Source organism: Bacillus sp. YP1 (genome assembly GCF_000877815.1).
Taxonomy (GTDB): Bacteria; Bacillota; Bacilli; order Bacillales; family Bacillaceae; genus Bacillus; species Bacillus subtilis.
Map to the genome: position 1 here is coordinate 2,425,437 of NZ_CP010014.1, position 21,635 is coordinate 2,447,071.

A 21,635-nucleotide genomic window follows, 5' to 3' on the forward strand; every position below is an offset into this window, starting at 1 on the left:
TTGAGGCAGAAGGAAAGGGGCCTTTACCCTTTTCTAATGTACGGTTTTCCGTTACCCTGTAATTAAGTAAGGAGAGATGATAGATGAAGCCATTGGCATATCGGATGCGTCCGACAAAAATAGAGGATATTATCGGCCAGCAGCATCTGGTGGCTGAAGATAAAATTATTGGCAGAATGGTCCAGGCAAAACATTTGTCATCCATGATTTTGTACGGGCCGCCCGGAATTGGAAAAACATCAATCGCAACAGCAATCGCCGGTTCAACAAGTATTGCTTTTCGAAAGCTGAATGCTGTCATTAACAATAAAAAAGATATGGAAATCGTAGCTCAGGAAGCCAAGATGTCCGGCCAAGTGATTTTGATTCTGGATGAAGTCCACAGGCTGGATAAAGGAAAACAGGATTTTCTATTACCCTATTTAGAAAACGGGATGATCATTTTGATCGGAGCAACGACGGCTAACCCGTATCATGCCATTAATCCGGCGATCAGAAGCCGGACCCAGATTTTTGAGCTTGAACCGTTAACACCTGATCTGATTAAACAGGCACTGGAACGCGCGCTCCATGATGAGCATCGGGGCCTTGGCACCTATTCTGTATCCATTGATGATCAGGCGATGGAGCATTTTGCCCACGGATGCGGAGGAGATGTCCGCTCCGCTTTAAATGCGCTTGAGCTTGCCGTGTTGTCAACGAAGGAGTCAGCAGACGGTGAAATTCACATTACATTAGAAACCGCGGAAGAATGCTTGCAGAAAAAAAGCTTTTCTCACGATAAAGATGGTGACGCGCATTATGATGTACTGTCCGCTTTTCAAAAATCGATCCGCGGCTCTGATGCCAACGCTGCTCTTCACTATTTGGCTAGATTAATTGAAGCCGGTGATCTGGAGAGCATCGCAAGACGATTGCTTGTTATCGCCTATGAAGATATCGGTTTAGCAAGCCCGCAAGCCGGCCCTAGAGTGCTGAACGCTATTCAGACCGCTGAGCGAGTCGGGTTTCCTGAAGCGCGAATCCCGCTGGCCAACGCAGTTATTGAGCTTTGCCTCTCACCGAAATCAAACTCTGCCATTCTGGCAATCGATGAGGCCCTGGCAGATATCAGAGCCGGAAAAATTGGTGATGTCCCGAAGCATTTAAAAGACGCGCATTATAAAGGAGCTCAGGAATTAGGAAGAGGAATCGACTATAAATACCCGCACAATTACGACAGCGGTTGGGTCGAACAACAATACCTCCCTGATTCTCTGAAAAATAAGCAATACTATAAGCCGAAACAGACAGGAAAATTCGAATCCGCCTTAAAGCAGGTGTATGATAAATTAATGAAAAGAAAATAAAACAAAAACAGCCTTGATCATCAAGGCTGTTTTTATACATTATTTATCCTTCACACGTTTGATTTCTATGTCTTTCAAAAGATCCATGACAACATGTCCGCCCATAATCAAACCTGCAACTGACGGCACAAAAGCATTAGAGGAAGGCGGCATTTTTGCTTTACGAATTTTCGCTTCGTCATTTCCCACTTCTTTTCTGACATCTTCCCGAATGACAATCGGGCTTTCATCAGAGAAAATCACTTGGACGCCTTTTTTGATCCCCTCTTTGCGTAATTTCGTACGGACGACCTTCGCAATTGGATCAGTGTGCGTTTTTGAGATATCAGCGATTTGGAAGCGTGTCGGATCCGTTTTATTTGCAGCACCCATGCTGGAGATGAGCGGAATATCCCGTTTTAGACATTCTTTCATTAAATGAATTTTATAACAAATGGTGTCTGACGCATCAATGACATAGTCAAGATCATAGTCAAAAAACTGCTCATACGTTTCCTCCGTATAGAACATTTTTAACGAGATTACTTCACACTCCGGGTTAATGTCTGCGATCCGCGCCTTCATTAAATCAACTTTCGGCTGTCCGACAGTTGAAAGCAGCGCGTGAAGCTGACGGTTTACATTTGTAATGTCGACATCATCTTTGTCGACAAGCAGAATGCGGCCGACGCCTGACCGCGCGAGCGCTTCCGCCGCGAACGACCCAACTCCTCCGACTCCAAGCACAGCAACTGTGCTGTTTTTCAGCGTTTCAAGGCCTTCTTTTCCGATAGCTAATTCATTGCGTGAAAACTGGTGTAACAAGAACCTCACTCCACATTCGTATTCTGGTTTCATCTATAAAATGGCTGATCCATGAGCAGCCGTTTTTCTGCGCACAAAAAATAAAGTCCCAATAGTGCCGTTGCAGCTTTCCTTTGTTTTGAACCCGCTCTCAGCAGGTGGGTGCCCTCTTTTAAATCTTGTAAGTCCTCTTTACCGAATGAAAAGAGGCATGTACGCCATTTAAAAATGCGGGCTCCCAAATCAAAAAAATGTTCGGTCAAAACTAGGTGTACAACTAACACATCAGGACTTTATTTAACTTGTCAAAATCATATCACAGACGATTTTGATTTTCAAGAATCGAACTGCACATTCAGTTCTTAACTTTTTTCTTGATAGAAAGATGAAGCTCGTCAAGCTGAGCGTCACTTACTTCTCCAGGCGCCTCTGTCATCAGGCAGCTTGCACTTGCCGTTTTCGGGAATGCAATCGTATCTCTCAGGTTCGTACGTCCTGCGAGAAGCATAACGAGACGGTCTAAGCCAAGTGCGATTCCGCCGTGCGGAGGAGCGCCGTATTCAAATGCTTCCAGCAGGAATCCGAACTGTTCAGCCGCTTCTTCTGGTGAGAAGCCGAGAAGCGCAAACATTTTTTCCTGAATATCCTTTTCGAAAATACGGATTGAACCGCCGCCAAGCTCATAGCCGTTTAAGACGAGGTCATAAGCTTGTGCTTTCATGTCTTCAGGCGCTGTTTCAATCAGCTCAAGGTCTTCCCGGACAGGCATTGTGAACGGATGGTGCGCTGCGTAGAAACGGCCTTCTTCCGGATCATGCTCTAATAGCGGCCAGTCAATGACCCATAAGAAATTGAACAGGTTTTCGTCAATCAGCCCACGCTCTTTCCCAAGCTTTAAACGCAGCGCGCCGAGTGATGCGGCCACAACTTCAAATTGATCCGCTCCGAACAGCAACAAATCACCTTCAGCAGCATCAAGTGCTTCAATCAGCTTAGACTGCTTTTCTTCATCAAAGAATTTAGCGATCGGTCCTTTCACTCCGTCTGCTTCAACTTTCACCCAGGCAAGTCCTTTCGCCCCATAGTTTGCAGCAAAAGCGCCAAGAGCATCGATGTCTTTTCTGGAGTAATCTCCGGCACCGCCTTTTACGTTGATGGCTTTGACCACACCGCCGTTTGCTACAGCTGATGAGAATACTTTAAATTCCGTATCCTTCACAATGTCAGACACATCTGTCAAAAGCATGTCAAAACGCGTATCCGGTTTATCAGAACCGTACTTGTTCATTGCTTCGTCATACGTCATTCGAGGAAGAGGAAGCTTAATTTCCACGCCTTTTGTTTCACGCATAATCTTTGCCATCATATCCTCAGCCAATGACATAATGTCTTCCTGGCTCATAAAGGACATTTCAATATCAATTTGCGTGAACTCAGGCTGGCGGTCCGCACGCAAGTCTTCATCACGGAAACAGCGGGCAATCTGATAATACCGTTCAATGCCTGATACCATCAGAAGCTGTTTAAATAGCTGCGGAGACTGCGGCAGCGCGTAGAACTCACCTTCGTGCACACGGCTCGGCACCAAGTAGTCACGTGCGCCTTCAGGCGTGCTTTTTGTTAAAATCGGCGTTTCAATATCAAGAAACCCGTTTTCATCTAAAAAGCTGCGGACAGCTTTCGTCACATTATGACGCATCTGCATCGTTTGAAACATAGCCGGTCTGCGCAAATCTAAGTAACGGTGTTTTAAACGAACGTCCTCTGACACTTCTTCTGCTTGATCAGAAATCGCAAATGGAGGCGTCTTTGCAGCACTTAGTACTGTCACTCCGTCAGCGTGAATTTCGATCGCACCTGTCTTCAAATTCGGATTGACTGTTCCTTCTTCCCGCGCCACTACTTTTCCTTGAACATCAAGCACGTATTCATTTCTGATGCCTTCCGCAACAGCAAGCGCTTCTTTTGACACATCGGGGTTGAAAACGACTTGAACAATTCCCGTACGGTCACGCAAGTCAATAAAAATCAATCCGCCGAGGTCTCGTCTTTTTTGGACCCAGCCTTTCAGCGTTACAGATTCGCCAATTGCTTTTTCAGTTATATCACCGCAATAATATGTTCTTCCAAACAATGCGTTTCACTCCTTATCCCTTTTGGTTTGCCTTCATCACATGTATAAATTCATCAAGTGCCACTTCAATCTGTTCGCCCGTCTGTGCATCCTTTACATTGATTTTGTTTTGGGCAAGCTCATCTTCACCCAAAATCGCAATAAATCTGGCATTTAAGCGATCAGCTGTTTTAAACTGGCCTTTCATTTTCTTATTTTCATAATCGATTTCACTGGAAATGCCTGCTTCTCTCAGTTTGTACACCAATGAAACAGAATAATCCTTTGCTTTTTCGCCGAGTGTGACGATATAGCAGTCGATTCCCTTATCAACAGGCAGCTCTCTTTTTTCAGCATCAATTGCGGCAAGCAAGCGTTCGATGCTCATCGCAAATCCGATGCCCGGTGCTTCAGGTCCGCCGATCTGTTCGACAAGCCCGTCGTAGCGTCCGCCGCCGGCAAGTGTCGTAATCGCGCCAAAGCCTTCCGCATTGCTCATAATTTCAAATGCGGTGTGGTTGTAATAATCCAGCCCTCTCACAAGGTTCGGATCGATTTCATACGAAATGCCAAGATCATTTAAGTATTGTTTCACTTTGTCAAAATAAGCGGCTGATTCTTCATTTAAATATGTCAAAATCGAAGGTGCCGATTTCATCAGCTCATGATCTCGGTCTTTTTTGCAGTCCAAGATTCTAAGCGGGTTCGTGTGCAGACGGGACTGGCAGTCTGAACAAAATTCTTCGATGCGAGGCTCGAAGTGTTTCACGAGCGCTTCTCTGTAGCTTTTGCGGCTATCTTGATCGCCGAGACTGTTTATGACAAGCTTAACGTTTTCTAAACCTGCTTTTTCATAAATACTCATCGCAAGCGCCATTACTTCAGCGTCGATTGCAGGGTCTTTCGAACCAATCGCTTCAATTCCAAACTGATAAAACTGGCGGTAACGGCCCGTCTGAGGACGTTCATAACGGAACATCGGCCCGACATAATAAAGCTTTGTCGGCTGTACAGGATTTGCGAACAGCTTGTTTTCATTAAAAGCGCGAACCGCAGCAGCTGTTCCCTCCGGACGAAGCGTCAGGCTTCTGCCTTTGCGGTCCTCGAAGGTATACATTTCTTTTTGTACGATATCCGTTGATTCTCCGACGCCTCTGGCAAACAGTTCTGTATGCTCAAAAATCGGTGTGCGGATTTCTTTATATTGATAAGTGCGGCAAGTGTCTCTCATAATTTGTTCAACATACTGCCAGCGATCTGATTCTCCAGGCAGAATATCCTGTGTTCCTCTCGGAATGTTATATCCCATAGGTAGACCTCCTTATGTATTCCTTATAAAATATCCAATGATCGTTAATGATGAAAATGAAAAAAACTCTCGCCCCTACTATACATGATAGTAGGGACGAGAGTTATACCCGTGGTGCCACCCTAGTTGGAATACGTTCATATTCCCGCTCGATCCTTTAACGCAGGTTCACGTTCACTGCCTAATGGCGTTATTCACGCGTTCAGCAGGAAACCTCCGGAGTGTTGTTTCGAGAAAGACGCAATGGGATCCGCTTTCAGCCTGGGGCGGGTTCCTCTCTAATCATGCAATCTGACCTACTCTTCTCCATTATTGGTTCAAATCTTTCATCATTTGCTATGTACTCAATTTCTATTATAATAATGGGATTGGGGTTCTCTGTCAAGCTTTATTCCGGTTGTTTTTCCTCAGCGCTGCTTCTTTGGACATAAGACCAAATTCAGATGCTGTTTCCGTAAGATAACCAGTCGTATCGGGATCTGCGTGATCGCTGTAATGCAGATTCGCTTCACCGTCGTGAAATGCACGTCCCATTTTTGGATGATATTTCATGATTTGCACACCTTTTTGATTGTATTTACGCTTAGTATAAACAAATCATTTTATTTTTATTTAAAAATCAGAAAGGACTTTACGATATTAAACAAGAATGCTTTTTTAATGATCATCAGAAAGGAGGACACAATGAACAAGAAATACTTTGTCCTTATTGTATGTATTATTTTCACCGCAGCGCTATTCCCGACCTTTTCATCCGTTACAGCTGCTCAAGGAGAAGCGGTCATCGCAACAGATGAAATGAACGTCAGAAGCGGCCCTGGGCTTAGCTACGGCATTACAGCGGAAGTAAAAAAGGGAGAACGCTATCCGATTTTAAAGGAAGATGGAGACTGGGTGCAGATACAGCTTGGTTCCGGAGAAAAGGGCTGGGTAGTCTCCTGGCTTATTACAAAGGAAGACCAGGCCAGCACAAGCTCCTCAGGAAGCAGTGACACTGTGACATCAACAGACCCCGATCTGCGGATGAGAAGCGGCCCGGGCACTTCCTACGAAGTCATCGGCAAATTCCCGCAAGGCAGCCAAGCATCTGTCATTGATAAAGATTCGGGCTGGATCAAGATATCCTATCACAGTGCCACCGGGTGGGTATCATCTGAATATGTCACATCAGGAGGCAGCAGTTCAGCGTCTGATGAGAGTGACCAAACCGAGGATTCCGGTGCGTCAACGACGGGCACAGTCGGTGTTTCTTCGCTAAATGTAAGAGCCTCCGCCTCACATGACGCGGCAATTATAACAAAACTTGATCGCGGAACGAAACTGACGGTTCTCAACGAGAAAAATGGCTGGGCTCACATTGAGGTGAACGGGCTAAAAGGCTGGGTTGCAAGCCATTACCTTTTGACTAGTTCTGTTCCAGCTGATGATTCAGCAAATGCCGGCAGTTCATCCTCCGCTAAAAAAGCCTATATCATGTACGGAGGAACGAATCTAAGAAGTGATGCGTCAACATCAGCTTCAATCGTTGAGCGTGCTGCCAAAGGAGATTCATACACCATTACCGGTTCAAAGGGAAGCTGGTATGAAATAAAGCTTGATAACGGGCAAACTGCTTATGTAGCCAATTGGGTGGTCCAAACGTCTAAAAGCGCAGAAGAAGCAGGTGAACCGCCAGTCTCTGATTCCCCGTCTGGAAACGGCTCTCTAAACAATAAAACGATTATTGTTGACCCGGGACATGGAGGAAAAGACAGCGGAACGATCGGGTATTCGGGGAAATTCGAGAAAAACCTGACGATCAAAACGGCAAAACTGCTCGCCAGCAAACTTAGATCGGCTGGAGCGGATGTATATGTGACACGCCAGGATGATACCTTTGTCAGCCTGCAGTCACGGGTCTCTACCTCTCACTACCGTAACGCTGACGCCTTTATCAGCATTCATTATGACAGCTATGCGGATACCTCTACAAGAGGCAGTACAGCATATTACTACAGTCCTGCCAAAGATCAGGAACTCGCATCAGATGTCCACTCAGAAGTGGTGAAGCGTTCTTCCATTCCAGACCGCGGCGTATTATTCGGAGATTATTATGTGCTCCGGGAAAACAGACAGCCCGCTATGCTGTACGAGCTGGGATATGTAAGCCATCCGCAGGAAGAAGCCATTGTACATAGCAATTCATACCAAGAAAAAGTAACAGATGGGATCGAAAGCGGATTAGAGAAATACTTCCAATAAAAAAAGCTGCCTTTTGGCAGCTTTTTTTATTTTGAATCCATAATGAGCGTAACCGGTCCGGAGTTTGTAAGCTGAACATCCATCATTGCTCCAAACGTTCCGGTCTCCACTTTGATTCCTTTTTCACGAAGCAGGTCATTCCATTTTTCATAAAGACCTAAAGCTTTATCAGGTTTGGCCGCGTTCATGTAGTTCGGCCGGCGCCCTTTTTTCGTATCTCCATAAAGCGTAAACTGTGAGACGGATAAAATCTCTCCTCCTATATCTACAAGAGACAGATTCATTTTTCCTTCACTGTCATCGAAAATACGGAGATTGACAACTTTATCGGCTAAATAAGCTGCATCATCTTCTGTATCATCATGAGTGATGCCGACCAGCACCATGAGGCCTTGTCCAATTTGGCCGACGACCTCTTCGTCCACTGTAACGCTTGCTTCTGTTACTCGCTGAACAACTAATCTCATTTTCTAACCCCTTTAGTTCATGACGCGGCGCACAGAGTAGATATCTCTAATCTGTTTAATACGCTCGACGACTTTGTGCAAGTGATTGATATTCTGAATAAAAATCGCCATATGAATGGTTGCCACTTTATTGCGATCCGATTTGCCAGAGACAGATGAAATATTTGTTTTCGTTTCATTCACTGCCTGCAGCACCTCGTTCAGCAATCCGCGGCGGTCATACCCAAGAATCTCTATCTCAACATTGTATTCCTTGCGCTTTTGAACCTGTGACTCATGCTCCCACTCTACCGGGATCAGCCGCTCTTGGGCTTCATTCGTTTTGACATTCGGACAGTCTTCGCGATGGACCGAAACCCCTCTGCCTTTTGTGATAAAGCCGACAATATCATCACCTGGCACAGGATTGCAGCATTTTGATAAACGGACAAGGAGGTTGTCGATGCCCTTGACACGAACGCCAGCTTCCCGTTTTCTTCCTTGCGGGTATGGCTTAGGTTCCCCAGTAACTTCCTGAACGATCTTTTCCTGTTCTTCCTGATCGCGCTGCTTTCTCTCTTTTTCTGTTAGGCGGTTCGCCACCTGCAGAGCTGTGATGCCGTTGTAACCGACCGCCGCGTACATATCCTCTTCATTTGAGAAATTAAATTTGTCAGCAACCTTTTGAATATTCTCCGGCGTTAAAACATCCTTCAATTCAAAATCCAAGTTTTTAATTTCTTTTTCGACCAGCTCACGGCCTTTTTCGACATTTTCTTCACGCCGCTGTTTCTTAAAGAATTGACGGATTTTATGCTTCGCTTGGGATGTTTGGGCAAGCTTCACCCAATCCTGGCTCGGGCCGTAGGAATGCTTAGAGGTGAGAATTTCAACGATATCACCTGTCCGAAGCTTATGGTCAAGCGTAACCATTTTTCCGTTTACTTTGGCACCGATTGTTTTATTGCCGATTTCAGAGTGAATCCGGTAAGAAAAGTCAATCGGAACCGAACCGGACGGAAGCTCGATTACATCTCCTTTTGGCGTAAAGACATACACCATATCAGAGAACAAATCAATTTTGAGCGATTCCATAAATTCTTCTGCATCTGTCGATTCATTTTGAAATTCTAAAATTTCACGGAACCAAGAAAGCTTTTTCTCAAAGGTTGCACCTTCATTGGCTGCTTTCCCTTCTTTATAAGCCCAGTGAGCCGCAACCCCGTATTCCGCTATTTCATGCATTTCAAAGGTGCGGATCTGCACTTCAAGCGGATCGCCTTTAGGCCCAATAACCGTTGTATGAAGCGATTGATACATATTCGGCTTCGGCATTGCGATATAATCTTTGAATCTGCCGGGCATCGGTTTCCAGCATGTGTGAATGATGCCAAGCACCGCGTAGCAGTCCTTTATGCTATTCACAAGAATACGGACAGCCAGCAAATCGTAAATTTCATTGAATTGCTTATTTTGCAGCACCATTTTTCGATAAATACTGTAAATATGTTTCGGGCGTCCCGAGAAGTCAGCCTTGATATTTACTTCTTCGACACGTTTCTTCACTTCATTAACAACCTCATCGACATAAAGCTCACGTTCTGCACGTTTCTTCTTCATGAGGTTGACAATTCTGTAATATTGCTGAGGGTTCAAATAACGGAGCGCCGTATCTTCCAATTCCCACTTAATTTTTGAAATCCCGAGACGATGCGCCAAAGGAGCAAAAATTTCCAGCGTTTCATTGGAGATTCTCCGCTGTTTTTCCTGAGGCAGATGTTTCAGTGTCCGCATATTGTGAAGACGATCCGCCAGCTTGATCAATATGACCCTGATATCTTGAGCCATAGCGACAAACATTTTGCGATGATTTTCCGCCTGCTGTTCCTCTTGAGATTTATATTTAATTTTGCCGAGTTTCGTTACGCCGTCTACAAGCATTGCCACTTCTTCGGAAAATGCTTCTTTCAGGTCATCGAGCGTCACATCTGTATCTTCCACGACATCGTGCAAAAATCCGCCCGCGATTGTGGAAGGGTCCATTTCAAGATCGACGAGAATCCCCGCAACCTGAATCGGATGAATAATATATGGCTCGCCCGATTTGCGGTATTGCTCGCGATGAGCATCTTCAGCGTACAGATATGCTTTTTCGACAAATGCGATATGCTCATCAGATAGATAGCTGCGCGCTTTATCTATAACTTGCTCGGCAGTCAATACTTGTTCGTTCGCCATGGAATCACCTTTTTTAAAATGTAAACTGTATTGTAGTTTATTATCAAGAAAAAAACGAAAGATGTAAAGAGCAGAAGTTCAAATAGCCAAATATTATATAAAATAAATGCAAAACAATAGGAAAAAAGCACCCTGACATGGAGTGCTTTTTCGTTATGCGGTTATCCTTAGTATTTCATCAATGTTAAGATGTCGTAATCTTCGAGCTTATTTCTGCCGTCAAGGTAAGAAAGCTCGATTAAGAAAGCGATACCAGCAACAACGCCGCCAAGTTCTTCAACAAGTTTGATTGTCGCTTCAATTGTGCCGCCTGTCGCAAGCAGGTCATCTGTAATAAGCACACGCTGACCAGGCTTAATCGCATCTTTGTGGATCGTTAATACGTCTTTTCCGTATTCCAAGCCATAATCCACTTTGATTACTTCACGAGGCAACTTGCCTTCTTTGCGGACCGGCGCAAAACCTACGCCAAGCGCGTAAGCAACGGGACAGCCGATAATAAAGCCGCGCGCTTCAGGGCCAACGACCAAATCAATTTGCTTTTCTTTCGCATATTCAACAATTTGATCTGTGGCATAGCGGTATACATCGCCTTTATCCATCAGTGTCGTAATATCTTTAAATTGCACGCCCTCTTTCGGGTAATCCGGTACAATTGTTACGTATTGTTTTAAATCCATCTGTTTTATGTCCTCCTCGTACTTTCATAAGCCTCTGAATCTTGTTTCATCAGCTTATTCAGCCATTCCTTCAGCTCTTCAGCAGAAGAATAATTCAGCTTTTGATCCAGTTCCATCAGCTGCTGTTTCGCCTGATATGTTTGTGAGTCTGTTAAGTCGCGTTTCTTTGCTCCGCTCACAACAGACAGCACACCATTCTCTATTTTAACAAAACCGAGATCAAAAAACACCTTTGTCATGAAATTGATTGTTTCAACGGACCAGCCTTTATGTTTTGCAAGCTCTGAACCGTGTTTTTTCACGTCAAAAGCGCCTCTTTTCAGCAAGAACGCATAATACCATTTAAAGTGGTCTCTTGCGGGAAAAGTTGATAAAAAGTGGTCCTCATGATTGAGAAAAATAAAATATATCCGCTCAGGCGCCTTGCCTTCCAGCAAACGGGCGAGCATGTCCAGCGAAGGCGGCGGATCCAGTAATACAATATATGCACCATCGAGGTCAAACGCCTTTGCTTGATCTTTAGAACTGATGACGTGCACTTCTCGGCGAAGGTCTTCAGTTTGAAGTAATGTTGTTGAGTCTTCTTTGAAAGAGACAATGGCCCGTTTAGCAGATGGAAGGGCGGAAACTGTGTCTTCCCACGTCCGTTTTCCCCTTAAATCAAACAGCTGCCATTCAGAAACAGCGGCATCCTTTATCATAAGCTGCGGCTTTTTTCGATTGTTCCATTCGTTGATTGACATCTCACCGACAATGGAAATTCTTGAACCCGGTACGATGCCTTCTTGAAGCTCGCCTTTATTAAAACCGACGCAATCAAGCTGGGACGACTCGTTTCTGATCGTCATTTTGACATGAGTTTTATTTGCCCCTATCTTGCGGACATCTTCCAGTACTGCGTTTTCTACGAGAACGTGCGGTTTCGGGTTAAGCATGCCAAAAGGAGACAGCATGTTCATTTCTGCGATGCTTTCAACTGTAATGTCTTCGACGCTGCAGACAAGGTCGACTTCCTGTACGGGAATAAAATCCTCTTCCGTAAGCGTATTGTCCGCTATTTCGTTCAGCCTGCTTCGCAAATCCGGCACATCTTCAGCTTTCAGCGTCATCCCCGCAGCCATTGGATGGCCGCCGAAATGAGGAAGAATATCTCTGCATTCAGAAAGGCTCTCAAATAAATTAAAGCCTCTGATGCTTCGGGCCGAACCTTTAGCGATTCCCTTTTCTTCATCAATGCCAAGAACAATGGCCGGTCGGTAGAAGCGGTCCACAAGCTTTGAAGCCACAATCCCGACGACTCCCGGGTTCCATCCGGCTTTGGCCACGACAATTGCAGTTTGATCGAGCCCTTGCTGTTCAACCATTTCAATCGCTTCATCCGTCATTTTGCTGACCATTTTTTGGCGCTCTTTGTTCAGCTGGTCAATTTCTGCGGCAAGCTCTTCCGCTTCAAACGAATCCTCTGACATAAGCAAATGAACAGCTGGATCCGCCTGTTCGATTCTTCCGACGGCATTCAGCCTTGGTGCGAGCTGAAATCCGACTGTTTCTTCGTTCGCTTCTCCGATGTCTCCGCCTGACAGCTTAATCAGCTCTTTTAAGCCGAGCCGATTTGTCCGTCGAAGCCTTTCAAGTCCTAGTGTTGCAATTAATCTGTTTTCGTCATGCAGCGGGACTAGATCGGCAATGGTGCCGATAGCCGCCAGGTCAAGCAGTTCATCAGGAAGTTCACCCAATAAAGCGTGGGCAAGCTTAAACGCGACTCCAACCCCGGCAAGCTCTTTAAACGGGTAAGTGCAGCCAGGCTGCTTCGGGTGGACGATCGCATGGACATCCGGAAGCTCCGGTCCCGGTTCATGATGATCGGTAATGATGACATCCAGTCCGAGTTCCTTTGCCACCTTCGCTTCATGCACAGCGGCAATTCCTGTATCAACCGTAATGATCAAAGAGAAGCCCCGATCTTTAATCGAACGAAACGCCTGTTCATTAGGTCCATATCCTTCTTTAAAACGGTCAGGTATATAAAAATCAACTTGAGCCGACAGTTTTTGCAGCGTGTGAAGCATCACTGACGTACTTGTAACCCCATCGGCGTCATAATCGCCATATATCATAATCTTTTCTTGTTGTGAAATCGCCTGTTTTATTCGATCTGCCGCTTCTTTCATGCCTTTCATTTCAAAAGGATCATAAAAATCGGCATCCTTTGTATGTAAAAACAGCCTAGCGCTTTCTGCCGTATCAAAGCCTCTTTTTACAAGCAGGGACGCAACAAGAGGTGTTATATGCAATTGTTCTGTGAGTGATTTGACCTTATCCTGATCTGGTCGCTGGATTTCCCATCGCATTTTTGACGCTAACATAAATTCACCCCTCAACCACCCTATTATACTAGAGCAGGCTGAGGGGTTTCAAATAATATTCGAAAACTAGTCTTTTTTCTCAATCATGGCTGATGCATCCTGTGTGTCAGTCTGATCAGCAAGATGAGTATCCTCTTGTTTATGTATTGCTGTTCTATTTTCTTTCCGCAAGGTTTTTATTTCCCGCTTCAATTTCATTACCTGAAAAATGCCGACAGAAAATACGATCAGCGCTCCCATTAAAACTGAGCCCAAAATAACAAGAATGAGCGGCCATTCTGATCTTCCAAACAGGTAATCAACTTCTACGGATCGAACATTAATGACTGCGAAAATAGCGACAATTAAGGTGAAAATAAGTGCGAAAATAATGGTCCATTGTTTATTCATTCTCTTTTCCCCCAAACTTCTTATTGAGGTAACTTTCCCCATCAAGACTGGTTTTAAACATGGCTTAACACTAGGTTAAGCTCCCTTTGCTGTTAATTTTTCCCGGATCAGCCTCTTCAGTCCGGTTCCCTCACCGGAAATCACAAGTGTATCGCCTTCGTCAATGACTGTTTCAGAGCTCGGATTCAGTTGTTTATCCTGATTCTTTTTTACAATTGCAATGACCGTTACATGATATTCCTGACCCACATTCAAATCACCAATCGTCTGATGAATGGCAGGCGCTCCCGCCTCTGCTTTACACCACTCTATAATCAAATCATCAAGGGCTGACTCGACCTGTTCTAACGCTTTCGGTTTATATGCCATTCCGCCAAGAATTGCAGACATTTGCCTTGCTTCAGCGTCATCAAACTGCACGGAGGCAACACATTCCTCATGGTCGTTTTCGTCAAAATAGTAAAGCTCTCTTCGTCCGTCATGATGAATGATAATTGAAATTTTATCACGGTTTCTAGTAATCATTTCAACTTTTTGTCCTATGCCCGGCAGCTCTGATTCGCGAACCCTCATATATAAACCCTCCTACATATCTGAAAACCAGTCATAAACACTTTTAACACCATATATATGTTTAAATGTAAGCGTATGTCATTATAGCAAATGTCTATTTTAAGTTCAATGAAACTTCAAAAAACAGGCTGCCCTGCAGAGGACAGCCTGATATTTTTTATTGCGCCGAATCTTTTTTCAGTTCTCTTCCTTTCCATGCAAGCCAAATTTGTGCGGCAATGTATAGAGAAGAATAAACGCCTGTTAACAGCCCGACCAATAAAGCAATTGAGAAGTTAGTAATAGAAGATGCTCCAAAGATCAGCAATGTCACAACAACAATCACAACAGTTAATACAGTGTTAATTGAACGTGTAAAGGTTTGCTGCAGGCTCAGGTTTACAATATGGTTCAGATCGGCAAATGTTTTCGGCTTGCGCTTTTTCATATGCTCGCGGACCCTGTCAAATGTAACGATTGTATCGTTAATGGAATACCCGATTATCGTCAAGATGGCCGCGATGAACGTAACATCTACCTCAAGCCTTGTAATACTGAAGAACGTGACGATAAAGAATGCGTCATATAGCAATGAGGCGATGGCAGCAATCGCCATTTTGTATTCGAATCGGATTGAAACGTAAATAATGATGCCAATAGAAGCTATAGCAACTGCGTACAGCGCATTTCTTGCCAGCTCCTTACCGACTGTCGGTGAAACTGTGCTGACATTTGGCTCTGATCCGTATTTGTCTTTAAAATACGTTTTTACTTTTGCTATGGTTTCTTTATCTGGCACCCCGACAAAACGGGCAACACCGATATTGCTCTTTTCGCCTGACAGAACTACAGTATCAGGGTCCATACCCAGAGATTCAAAATCCTTCTCAACTTGCTCTGTTGTCAGCTTATGGTCGCTTTGCACTTCAATCCGTGCACCGCTAGCAAAGTCAATGCCAAGATTCAGCCTGAACACAAGCAGGATAATAATCCCGGCAACCGTGACTGCACTGGAGAAAATAAAGAAGTATTTGCGTTTGCTCGTGAAATCCCATTTTTGGAATGGCGTATGCGGCTCTGTATTTTCATCCGTATCCTGAATATCCATGATATGTTTCTTATTGACACCAAACCAGCCTTTTTTCCGATCAAGCCATCTGCTTTCCACAAGGAGAGCGAGGAGAAATCTCGATAAGAAAACGGCAGTGATAAAGCTTGTCAAAATCGATAGGATCAGCATTGTCGCAAACCCTTTAACAGAGCTTGTCCCAAAGATAAAGAGCACAACCGCTGCAATAATGGTTGTAATATTCGCATCAAAAATCGTCGCAAATGACCGTCTGTTTCCTGAACGGAAGGCAGAGCGGACTGACTTTCCTAGCTTGAGCTCTTCTTTAATCCGCTCATAGGTAATAATGTTGGCGTCAACAGCCATCCCGACACCTAAAATGAGAGCGGCAATTCCCGGAAGCGTGAGTACGGCATTCATCCAGTCAAAGATCTGGAGTGTAATGTAGATATAAACAGATAGCGTAATCACCGCGATTAATCCCGGCAGACGGTAATAGAAAAGCATAAATAAGAAAATAATTGCGATACCGACAATACCGGCAAACACCGTATCATGGAGAGCCTGCTGGCCGAATTGTGCGCCTACTGATGTTGAATATTTTTCAGTCAGTTTCACAGGAAGTGCGCCTGCGTTTAAAATGCTGGCTAAATCTTTTGCTTCTTGAACCGTAAATTGCCCTTCAATTGTAACGTCAGTTGTGTTTAATTCCTGACTTACATTTGGGGCGGATACATATTTAGGGTGCTCTTTTTGAACCTCTTTTTTAAAGGAATCCCCTTTTTCATAATCCATCCAAATAACAAGCTGGTTGTTCGGCGCCATTTTCATGACCTTTTTGGTCACTTCGCCGAATTTATCAGCATCTTTTAGTTTAATGCTGACAATCGGTTCATTTGTTTTGGCGTCATACGTTTGTTTAGCTCCGTTTTCGACGAGGTCAGAGCCATTCAGCAATTCTTTGTCATTCGTATCTCTGAAAGAAAGCTGCGCTTCAGTCGCCAAAATTTCACGCGCTCTGTTTTGGTTTGTCACACCAGCGAGCTGAACGCGAATCCGGTTATTCCCTTCAATTTGGATGTTCGGTTCGCTGACACCGAGAACATTGGCCCGGCGGTTCAATGCCTCTACTGTGCTGACCAGAACGTCTTTTGTGATTTTGTCACCTTTTTTTACAGGCTGTACATCATACAGCACCTCAAATCCGCCTTGCAAATCCAATCCTAACGTAATATTGTTAGCGGCAGGCTTCGTAAAGTAGCCCAAGCCCGTGCCGATCAATAGAACGAAAAGGAAAAACGCAATCAAGCGTCCTTTTTTCATTATGTATATCCTCCCTTAAACCTGTGCGAATCAACCTGCTATCTCAGCAGTTCTTCCAATGCTTCCTGGCCCTCTTCACTGCCCAGCCAATTAGACGTTTTAAATGACTCAACGGTTGCATAGTTCATAAATTCGCCAATTTTCACTGATAAAATATCACTCGCCAGTTCATAAATGTTCAGTTCCGTTTTCTTTTTCCACTTCTTATCTGTTAAGTATGACCACAAACTTTCGAGTTCAACATCATCATACCCGAGAATCTTAAACTCTTCCAGTTTGCTGTAAAGAAACGGCCTGACGTGGTCTTTATATAGATCGGCTGGATGCTTCTCCACGAATTCCACGCTCCTTTTTTATTGTTTTTCAAGAAGACTTGTCATGCTTGGACGATATATACGCATATCTTTATTGTATATGATTCCAGGTAGTTTGAGAAGGCAGGGGGTAAAAATGGCGAAACAGACGTTTTTAAAGGGCACTCTTATCCTTATCGCAGCAGGAATGGTTACAAGAATGCTCGGGTTTGTCAACCGGGTGGTTATCGCCCGTTTTATCGGTGAAGAAGGAGTCGGGCTTTACATGATGGCGGCGCCTACCTTCTTCTTGGCCACTACATTAACTCAATTCGGTCTGCCGGTCGCGATCAGCAAGCTAGTCGCTGAAGCCAGTGCGCGCGGAGATCATCAAAAAACGAAAAATATTTTAGTCATGTCTCTGACCATCACGGGAGTGCTCAGCCTCATCTTTACACCGCTGTTTCTGTTTTTCGCCCCGGTTATGGCTGAAACGATGCTGACAGATAAGCGAACACTGTATCCGCTCTTGGCCATTACGCCGGTTGTGCCGATTATTGCTATATCGAGTGTGCTAAGGGGATACTTTCAAGGAAAGCAGAATATGAACCCGCTTGCTATGTCACAAGTCCTTGAACAGGTCGTCCGGATTTCACTCGTGGCTGTCTGCACAACGATTTTTCTCCCTTACGGAATTGAATATGCTGCAGCGGGAGCAATGCTATCCTCAGTGGCAGGGGAGCTGGCATCACTTCTTTATTTATTCGTTTGCTTTAAGTATAAAAAGACAATTAAAATCAGAAAGCATTTTTTCCAGTCAATTAAAAACGGAAAACAAACCTTTACCCAATTAATGAGCGTGTCCCTTCCAACAACCGGGAGCCGCTTTATCGGAAACCTCTCTTGGTTTTTCGAGCCAATCGTCGTCGCTCAAAGCCTTGCCATCGCCGGTGTGGCAACAGTTGCCGCAACAAAGCAATACGGGGAACTGACCGGCTTTGCCATGACGCTGCTGACTCTGCCCAGCTTTATTACATATTCTTTGTCGACCGCGCTTGTTCCTGCGATCAGTGAAGGAATGGAGCAGAAAAAATTGCAGGTGGTGGAATACCGCTTGGAACAGGCGATGCGTCTCTGTCTGCTCAGCGGAGGCATTTCAGTTGTTATTTTATTTGTATTTGCAGATGAGCTGATGAGAGTGATGTACGGTTCCTCAGGCGCAGCTGTATTTATAAAAGTAATGGCCCCGTTTTTTCTGCTTTATTATTTCCAAGGCCCGCTTCAAGCTGTGCTGCAGGCGCTTAATTTGGCTGGAGCTGCGATGATGAACAGCTTAATCGGAGCGCTTGTCAAAACAGGCCTTATTTTTGTCCTTGCCACAAGGCCTTCTCTTGGCATTATGGGCGCGGCATTAGCCATTGTGACAGGCATGGTGCTCGTCACGCTATTGCACGCAGCAACCGTAAGCAAAGTGCTGCCGATCAGCATCAAAATCAAGGAGTATGCGCTCAGCTTCGCTGTTATTGTAATTTGCGGATTTATCAGCTCCGCCATCAAACAATATATAAGCTTTGGAGCATCTGAGGCTGTCAATCTAGCCGGATGGATTGCGGTGAGCGCCGCCATTTATATAATCCTCCTGCTCGTTTTCCGTTTAATTAAAAAAGATGAGCTTCGCCGCATTCCCATTATCGGACGTCTAATCGTCCGATAACGGTCACGGGCGGTGCCCATCTTTTTCATCAATAAATAATTCTCCGTCTGTAAACGAGCAAAAAGAAATATCTGAAGGGTTTGTGTATCCGTGTTTTTGCAAACTTTCGAGCAGCCATTTTTTATCTTTACTGATTCTGGACAGGTTTTCTGTTTGAATGAAGCCGTCTATAATGAGCGGCATTTCGAGCTGTCGATGCTCTCCGCTGTTTTCTTTCTTAACAATAGTCAGTTTGCCCGACGGCTCTAAAATAGCAAATGATACGTCAGCTACTCTGTCGATGCTATTTTCTCTGAGCTGAACCATTAAATCATCAAAATTATAACGCTGTGATTTCATGGCGTCTTCGTCAATTTTTCCATATTTGATAATTATGGTCGGCTTACCGTCAAGAAGCTGGCGGACTTTTCGGTTTTTTAAAGAAAAGTATGCCAAAGTCACTTGAATGATCATTAATACAAGCATTGGCAAAATGGTATGAAATAGATGATCGTCTACGTTTTCTATGGCTAAAACGGCAATTTCAGCCATCATGATAAAGACAACGAGATCTAATATACTAAGCTCTCCGATCTCCCGTTTGCCCATGAGACGAAAAATGATCAATATCACAAAATACAATACGACTGTGCGAAACGCAATAGTGAGAAGCTCTTCCATCATGCACCTCCAACTCATTATAGGTTGCAACAAAATGATCAATTTATGTAAGAAAAACCGATTGCATTTCACAAAGCTTTTACGTCTAATTCATGGGATAAGGGAATACATTTTTACAAAGACGAGCCATCAGCATGTCTGACGGCTTTGTGCAAAAAGAACAGAAGCCTTTTAATACAGGCAGAAAGGAGACAATCATGGAGGAGACGAAACAAGTTGGAAAAGGCATTCTTTACGGCTTAATCGCCATATTTGCAGCCATGCTCCTGACAAGTTTGGCGGTTTCACTTTTATTGACCGCAACCTCGCTGGAAGAATCATCATTTAACTGGCTGATCACAGCTATCTCATTTCTCTCTTTATTTATCGGCGGGTTCATTTCAGGCGGGAAAGGCAAGGAAAGAGGCTGGATGATTGGAGCATTGACTGCCTTAAGTTTTTCTCTGATTATCTTATTGTTTCAGTATTTAGGATTCGGAAAGACATTTACAGCAGAACAGCTGATCTTCCATCTGGGATTTTTAGGGGTTTGCATGCTGGGCGGGATTTTCGGCGTGAACATGAGGGGAAACAGGTCTTCCACATAAAAAAGAGCGGGCTCACTTGCCCGCTCTTTTTTGTTTGCTATGTATAGCTCCTGCTGTTATTCAGCAGCAGAAACTTCTCTAATCGCGCGGCGGTCGAACGTAAGACGTGTGTTATCACCAGTCTTAATTACGACTTTGCTTTCGTCGATAGAGTCAACAGTACCGTGCAATCCCCCGATTGTCACTACTGAATCGCCTTTTTTCAGTTCCTCTTGCATTTGGCGTACAGCCTTTTGCTGCTTTTGCTGAGGACGAATCAGCAAGAAGTAAAGGACCGCAAACATTAAAATAATAGGAACCAATGTACCTAAAGTGCCAGTCATCATTTTCACCCCTTTCTGTAAGCCTGTTATGTTTATTTAGAAGCTTTTCGCATTTGGCTTGTTATAGCCGTAACGCTCAAAGAACTCTTCTCTGAAATCACCCAGACGATCCTCGCGAATAGCCTGTCTTACCTGCTCCATTAAGTGTAACAGAAAATGAAGGTTATGGTAAGTTGTTAATCGAAGGCCGAATGTTTCATTACAGCGAATCAAGTGCCTAATGTACGCGCGAGTGTAGTTTTTACATGTATAGCAATCACACTCTTCATCAATCGGACGGAAGTCTCTTTCAAATTTCGCATTTTTCATATTGAGTCGTCCTTCAGCAGTAAACACTGTGCCGTTTCTTGCAATCCGTGTAGGCAGCACACAGTCAAACATATCGACCCCGCGGATCGCTCCGTCGATCAGTGCATCCGGAGAACCTACTCCCATCAGATATCTCGGTTTATCCTTCGGCAAGAGCGGTGTTGTAAATTCGAGTACACGGTTCATGACATCCTTCGGTTCACCTACAGACAATCCGCCTATAGCATATCCCGGAAAATCCAGGGAAATCAAGTCCTTCGCACTTTGTGTCCGCAGATCTTCATATTCTCCGCCTTGTACAATACCAAACAGCCCTTGTTCATCCTGACGATTGTGGGCATTCAGGCAACGTTCCGCCCAACGGCTTGTCCGTTCAACAGACCTCTTCATGTAGTCGTACTCCGCCGGGTATGGCGGGCATTCATCAAACGCCATCATAATATCAGAGCCGAGTGCGTTTTGGATCTCCATCGCTTTTTCCGGAGATAAAAACAGCTTGTCTCCGTTTAGATGATTGCGGAAATGGACACCCTCTTCCTCTATATTACGAAACTTGCTTAAAGAAAAGACCTGAAAACCGCCTGAATCTGTTAAAATTGCGCGGTCCCAGTTCATAAATTTATGGAGCCCGCCCGCTTCTTTGACAATGTCTTGGCCCGGACGAAGCCATAGATGATAAGTGTTGCTCAAAATGATGCCTGCATCCATCGCTTTCAGCTCTTCAGGCGACATTGTTTTGACTGTCGCCAGTGTGCCGACCGGCATAAAAACCGGCGTTTCGAAGGAGCCGTGAGGCGTATGCACTTTGCCCAGCCGCGCTCCTGTTTGTTTGCATTCTTTTATAAATTCATAGCGTATTGGTTGTTCAGCCACTTTTGATGAGGCCTCCT

Annotated in this window: 19 protein-coding genes, 1 other RNA gene and 1 other annotated feature; of the genes, 4 read left to right on the forward strand and 16 right to left on the reverse strand. The window is 44.6% G+C overall.

The window, feature by feature from the left end; all coding sequences use genetic code 11:
• Positions 1–83: 83 nt before the first annotated feature.
• The gene (locus tag QF06_RS11960; RefSeq protein WP_014480427.1) at positions 84–1,349 is read left to right on the forward strand and encodes a replication-associated recombination protein A; all 1,266 of its coding nucleotides are present in this window, start codon (positions 84–86) and stop codon (positions 1,347–1,349) included.
• Positions 1,350–1,388: 39 nt separating this feature from the next.
• Here the strand turns inward: QF06_RS11960 and QF06_RS11965 are convergent, their stop codons facing one another.
• The 5 genes from QF06_RS11965 to QF06_RS21370 form a co-directional block, all read right to left on the reverse strand.
• Positions 1,389–2,153 (reverse strand): tRNA threonylcarbamoyladenosine dehydratase, encoded by a 765-nt coding sequence (locus QF06_RS11965; RefSeq protein WP_014480428.1) that lies wholly within the window; start codon positions 2,151–2,153, stop codon positions 1,389–1,391.
• An 81-nt stretch (positions 2,154–2,234) separates the two neighbouring features.
• Positions 2,235–2,427, reverse strand: a non-coding RNA gene (gene ssrS / locus QF06_RS21365) — 6S RNA.
• A 60-nt stretch (positions 2,428–2,487) separates the two neighbouring features.
• Positions 2,488–4,266 (reverse strand): aspartate--tRNA ligase, encoded by a 1,779-nt coding sequence (gene aspS / locus QF06_RS11970; protein WP_015714438.1) that lies wholly within the window; start codon positions 4,264–4,266, stop codon positions 2,488–2,490.
• Positions 4,267–4,279: 13 nt separating this feature from the next.
• Positions 4,280–5,554, reverse strand: a complete 1,275-nt coding sequence (gene hisS, locus QF06_RS11975) for a histidine--tRNA ligase (protein WP_014480430.1) — start codon at positions 5,552–5,554, stop codon at positions 4,280–4,282.
• 89 nt (positions 5,555–5,643) lie between these two features.
• Positions 5,644–5,876: a binding site (T-box leader), on the reverse strand.
• 59 nt (positions 5,877–5,935) lie between these two features.
• On the reverse strand, positions 5,936–6,106 hold the full coding sequence (locus QF06_RS21370) for a YrzK family protein (RefSeq protein ID WP_004399157.1): 171 nt from the start codon (positions 6,104–6,106) through the stop codon (positions 5,936–5,938).
• A 132-nt stretch (positions 6,107–6,238) separates the two neighbouring features.
• Here QF06_RS21370 and QF06_RS11980 point away from each other — a divergent pair, with 132 nt between their 5' ends.
• A complete protein-coding gene (locus QF06_RS11980) occupies positions 6,239–7,795 on the forward strand; it encodes an N-acetylmuramoyl-L-alanine amidase family protein (protein WP_029727135.1) in 1,557 nt (518 codons plus the stop codon).
• Between the two features lie 26 nt (positions 7,796–7,821).
• On the opposite strand, the gene dtd is transcribed toward QF06_RS11980, so the two are convergent.
• The 8 genes from dtd to comN all read right to left on the reverse strand — a co-directional run bounded on the left by dtd (position 7,822) and on the right by comN (position 17,194).
• On the reverse strand, positions 7,822–8,262 hold the full coding sequence (dtd, locus tag QF06_RS11985) for a D-aminoacyl-tRNA deacylase (RefSeq protein ID WP_004398689.1): 441 nt from the start codon (positions 8,260–8,262) through the stop codon (positions 7,822–7,824).
• 12 nt (positions 8,263–8,274) lie between these two features.
• Positions 8,275–10,479: a GTP diphosphokinase gene (gene relA, locus QF06_RS11990; RefSeq protein ID WP_003229747.1), complete on the reverse strand. Its 2,205-nt coding sequence runs from the start codon at positions 10,477–10,479 to the stop codon at positions 8,275–8,277.
• Between the two features lie 167 nt (positions 10,480–10,646).
• Positions 10,647–11,159, reverse strand: coding sequence for an adenine phosphoribosyltransferase (locus QF06_RS11995; RefSeq protein WP_003229745.1), 513 nt, complete (start codon positions 11,157–11,159; stop codon positions 10,647–10,649).
• A 5-nt stretch (positions 11,160–11,164) separates the two neighbouring features.
• Complete coding sequence (recJ, locus tag QF06_RS12000) at positions 11,165–13,525, reverse strand: single-stranded-DNA-specific exonuclease RecJ (protein ID WP_015714440.1); 2,361 nt, start codon at positions 13,523–13,525, stop codon at positions 11,165–11,167.
• A 66-nt stretch (positions 13,526–13,591) separates the two neighbouring features.
• A complete protein-coding gene (locus QF06_RS12005; RefSeq protein WP_003229740.1) occupies positions 13,592–13,915 on the reverse strand; it encodes a LapA family protein in 324 nt (107 codons plus the stop codon).
• Positions 13,916–13,990: 75 nt separating this feature from the next.
• Positions 13,991–14,488, reverse strand: a complete 498-nt coding sequence (locus QF06_RS12010; protein WP_003229739.1) for a cation:proton antiporter regulatory subunit — start codon at positions 14,486–14,488, stop codon at positions 13,991–13,993.
• A 157-nt stretch (positions 14,489–14,645) separates the two neighbouring features.
• Positions 14,646–16,859, reverse strand: a complete 2,214-nt coding sequence (secDF, locus tag QF06_RS12015; protein ID WP_015714442.1) for a protein translocase subunit SecDF — start codon at positions 16,857–16,859, stop codon at positions 14,646–14,648.
• Positions 16,860–16,897: 38 nt separating this feature from the next.
• Positions 16,898–17,194 carry a post-transcriptional regulator ComN gene (gene comN / locus QF06_RS12020; RefSeq protein WP_003229735.1) on the reverse strand — a complete coding sequence of 99 codons (297 nt, stop codon included), beginning with the start codon at positions 17,192–17,194 and terminating at the stop codon, positions 16,898–16,900.
• A 115-nt stretch (positions 17,195–17,309) separates the two neighbouring features.
• On the opposite strand from comN, the gene spoVB reads away from it, so the two are divergent.
• Positions 17,310–18,866: a stage V sporulation protein B gene (spoVB, locus tag QF06_RS12025; protein ID WP_015251562.1), complete on the forward strand. Its 1,557-nt coding sequence runs from the start codon at positions 17,310–17,312 to the stop codon at positions 18,864–18,866.
• 3 nt (positions 18,867–18,869) lie between these two features.
• On the opposite strand, the gene QF06_RS12030 is transcribed toward spoVB, so the two are convergent.
• Complete coding sequence (locus QF06_RS12030; protein WP_015483509.1) at positions 18,870–19,526, reverse strand: DUF421 domain-containing protein; 657 nt, start codon at positions 19,524–19,526, stop codon at positions 18,870–18,872.
• Positions 19,527–19,723: 197 nt separating this feature from the next.
• On the opposite strand from QF06_RS12030, the gene QF06_RS12035 reads away from it, so the two are divergent.
• Positions 19,724–20,113 (forward strand): TIGR04086 family membrane protein, encoded by a 390-nt coding sequence (locus tag QF06_RS12035; RefSeq protein WP_031315243.1) that lies wholly within the window; start codon positions 19,724–19,726, stop codon positions 20,111–20,113.
• 56 nt (positions 20,114–20,169) lie between these two features.
• Here the strand turns inward: QF06_RS12035 and yajC are convergent, their stop codons facing one another.
• Positions 20,170–20,436 (reverse strand): preprotein translocase subunit YajC, encoded by a 267-nt coding sequence (gene yajC, locus QF06_RS12040; protein WP_004398708.1) that lies wholly within the window; start codon positions 20,434–20,436, stop codon positions 20,170–20,172.
• A 36-nt stretch (positions 20,437–20,472) separates the two neighbouring features.
• Positions 20,473–21,618 carry a tRNA guanosine(34) transglycosylase Tgt gene (tgt, locus tag QF06_RS12045; RefSeq protein WP_003229725.1) on the reverse strand — a complete coding sequence of 382 codons (1,146 nt, stop codon included), beginning with the start codon at positions 21,616–21,618 and terminating at the stop codon, positions 20,473–20,475.
• Positions 21,619–21,635: the final 17 nt, after the last annotated feature.

What these genes read in the sequence shown, in the direction of transcription:
- hisS (WP_014480430.1), bottom strand. Translation starts at nt 5,554, where the DNA reads ATGGGATATAACATTCCGAGAGGAACACAGGATATTCTGCCTGGAGAA.
- QF06_RS11980 (WP_029727135.1), top strand. Translation starts at nt 6,239, where the DNA reads ATGAACAAGAAATACTTTGTCCTTATTGTATGTATTATTTTCACCGCA.
- relA (WP_003229747.1), bottom strand. Translation starts at nt 10,479, where the DNA reads ATGGCGAACGAACAAGTATTGACTGCCGAGCAAGTTATAGATAAAGCG.
- QF06_RS12010 (WP_003229739.1), bottom strand. Translation starts at nt 14,488, where the DNA reads ATGAGGGTTCGCGAATCAGAGCTGCCGGGCATAGGACAAAAAGTTGAA.
- QF06_RS12005 (WP_003229740.1), bottom strand. Translation starts at nt 13,915, where the DNA reads ATGAATAAACAATGGACCATTATTTTCGCACTTATTTTCACCTTAATT.
- QF06_RS21370 (WP_004399157.1), bottom strand. Translation starts at nt 6,106, where the DNA reads ATGAAATATCATCCAAAAATGGGACGTGCATTTCACGACGGTGAAGCG.
- QF06_RS12035 (WP_031315243.1), top strand. Translation starts at nt 19,724, where the DNA reads ATGGAGGAGACGAAACAAGTTGGAAAAGGCATTCTTTACGGCTTAATC.
- QF06_RS12030 (WP_015483509.1), bottom strand. Translation starts at nt 19,526, where the DNA reads ATGGAAGAGCTTCTCACTATTGCGTTTCGCACAGTCGTATTGTATTTT.
- QF06_RS11995 (WP_003229745.1), bottom strand. Translation starts at nt 11,159, where the DNA reads ATGGATTTAAAACAATACGTAACAATTGTACCGGATTACCCGAAAGAG.
- secDF (WP_015714442.1), bottom strand. Translation starts at nt 16,859, where the DNA reads ATGAAAAAAGGACGCTTGATTGCGTTTTTCCTTTTCGTTCTATTGATC.
- QF06_RS11960 (WP_014480427.1), top strand. Translation starts at nt 84, where the DNA reads ATGAAGCCATTGGCATATCGGATGCGTCCGACAAAAATAGAGGATATT.
- recJ (WP_015714440.1), bottom strand. Translation starts at nt 13,525, where the DNA reads ATGTTAGCGTCAAAAATGCGATGGGAAATCCAGCGACCAGATCAGGAT.
- spoVB (WP_015251562.1), top strand. Translation starts at nt 17,310, where the DNA reads ATGGCGAAACAGACGTTTTTAAAGGGCACTCTTATCCTTATCGCAGCA.
- yajC (WP_004398708.1), bottom strand. Translation starts at nt 20,436, where the DNA reads ATGACTGGCACTTTAGGTACATTGGTTCCTATTATTTTAATGTTTGCG.
- dtd (WP_004398689.1), bottom strand. Translation starts at nt 8,262, where the DNA reads ATGAGATTAGTTGTTCAGCGAGTAACAGAAGCAAGCGTTACAGTGGAC.